2 protein-coding genes and 1 pseudogene are annotated in these 1,847 nt (G+C 62.5%); 1 reads left to right on the forward strand and 2 read right to left on the reverse strand.

Annotated elements, in window-relative coordinates; translation table 11 throughout:
* The first annotated feature begins 304 nt into the window (after positions 1-304).
* A complete protein-coding gene (locus tag AC07CM_RS50825; RefSeq protein WP_478883346.1) occupies positions 305-688 on the forward strand; it encodes a CPCC family cysteine-rich protein in 384 nt (127 codons plus the stop codon).
* 105 nt (positions 689-793) lie between these two features.
* On the opposite strand, the gene AC07CM_RS50830 is transcribed toward AC07CM_RS50825, so the two are convergent.
* Entirely contained in the window at positions 794-1,123 is a 330-nt protein-coding gene (locus AC07CM_RS50830) for a hypothetical protein (RefSeq protein ID WP_478883347.1), read from the reverse strand.
* A gap of 72 nt (positions 1,124-1,195) precedes the next feature.
* Positions 1,196-1,668 (reverse strand): annotated as a pseudogene (locus AC07CM_RS50835) (IS5 family transposase); the annotation flags it as partial.
* Positions 1,669-1,847: the final 179 nt, after the last annotated feature.

Consider the following 1,847-nt stretch of genomic DNA (forward strand, 5'->3'; position numbering starts at 1 on the left):
TTCGCGATCTCCCACAGTCCGTCCGGAACAATCCAACTCCATGTACCCCGCCCCATACCGAGGTCAACGAGGCCTCACCACGTAGGACACGGTCTAAGTCGGAATATGACTACGCTGCCCAGGATCTAATGTGCGAATGTGATGGTCGGCGGCCTGGTGCTCAAGTCAAGGTCGACGGAACCACGCGTTACTACTTCGACCCGGAAAGTGGCGAGTTCGGCATTCGAAGTGACAAGGGAATAGTCACCTACTACAACGCCGATCAGGCTTATTTCAATAGGCAACCTGGAACGTTGGAGCCGTGATGAGTCAATCAGCACTCAAATTTCCGTGTCCATGCTGCGGTCATCTCGTGCACGACGAGCCGCCGGGCTCCTTCGCAATCTGTAGAATCTGCTTCTGGGAGGATGACGCATGTCAGCTGCGCTGGCCCAGCGATCCCAGTGGTGCAAATAAAGTCTCACTGATTCAGGCGCAGTCGAATTATGAAGAATTCAGTGCGATTGAGATGCGCTTCAGGGGGCTGGTGAGACCGCCGGCCTCCAACGAGTCAGTCGATGAAGGTTGGTGCCGAATCGACCCGGCGGCAGACCTCTTTGAGGACGCCGATGGTCAGGCACTGCCGTGGCCAGAGGACCGAACTGTGCTCTATTGGTGGAGGGATAGCTTCTGGCGTGCGGTGACATAATCCGTAGCCCGTCAGGCGTTAGTGCAAGTTGCCACACGGCCAGCGCGATAATGAAGCCGCATGGTGGGAATTTGCATGCACGCTAGGAGGCCGCTAGGTCGTGTTTTAGAAGTCGGTGACCTGTCTGGTTGGCCGTCCGGGGAAGTCGCGGGCGGCCATCCAGATGGTGAGGTCGCGGGCGATGTCGTTAATGCTCGTCGCCGTGGTGACCTCGTGCTCGTTGCGGGAGGTGTCACGGCGGACGATCTCGTAGTCGCCTTCGTCCAGGACGGCCACTGACGCGAACCACGCCGGATCGTCCTCGTCGGGCTGGACGACCACGAAGGTGTTGTCTGAGTTGCTGAGGTTGCTGATCATCATGTACAGCGCGTCCTCGGAGGGGTCGTCGATGCGGTCGCCGTTCTCGCTGTCGGCGCCGTAGTACTGAGCCCCCATCGTTGCCTCTCCCTCGCCCGGTTCACCCTGGTCGCGGTCAGCATGGCACGTGGAACCGACAGCTCAAGCCGGTCATAACCATTCACCGATGGCGGCGATCAGGACGGTGGCTTCGAAGCGGACGGCGAGTTTGTCGAACCTGGTGGCGACCCCCCGGTTGCGCTTGAGCCGGTTGATCCCGCACTCGACCGCGTGCCGGGCCCTGTAGTCCTCGCGGTCGAACGCCGGAGGCCGCCCGCCGACGTTCCCGCGCCGCTTGCGGTTGGCTGCCTGGTCGGCGGGCTCCGGGATCGTGCACCGGATTCCCCGCTTTCGCAGGTTGGCCCGGTTGGCGCGGGAGGAGTACGCCTTGTCGCCTCGCACCGCAGTGGGCGGACGCGGGGACGGCCGGGTCCGGTGCGGGGCACTCGGATGCCTTCCAGGATGGCGGCGAACTGAGGACTGTCACCACGCTGAACTGCGGTGACCAGTAAAGACAGCGGCCGTTGACCTTGGTCGCAAGCCAGATGGATCTTGGTGGTGAAGCCTCCCCGGGATCGGCCCAGACCGTGGTCGTCGGGCTCCATGCGGCTTCCGCCCGGCGGTTCCCTCTGGGCCTGGCCGTGTCTGCTTTGGGTTTTCGGCCCGTGCCTTCCGGTCGGCCGGACTGAGTGAGAGGACAGGGATCTGCTGTGAAGGCGTGCGGTGTGTCGGGGGTCGAGAAGGAAGTCGCCCTGCTGGAGTT

It is taken from the genome of Streptomyces sp. NPDC044061 (assembly GCF_056434305.1).

Excerpts from the sequence above, each read along its gene's own strand:
- AC07CM_RS50825 (WP_478883346.1), top strand. The coding sequence starts at position 305 with ATGAGTCAATCAGCACTCAAATTTCCGTGTCCATGCTGCGGTCATCTC.
- AC07CM_RS50830 (WP_478883347.1), bottom strand. The coding sequence starts at position 1,123 with ATGGGGGCTCAGTACTACGGCGCCGACAGCGAGAACGGCGACCGCATC.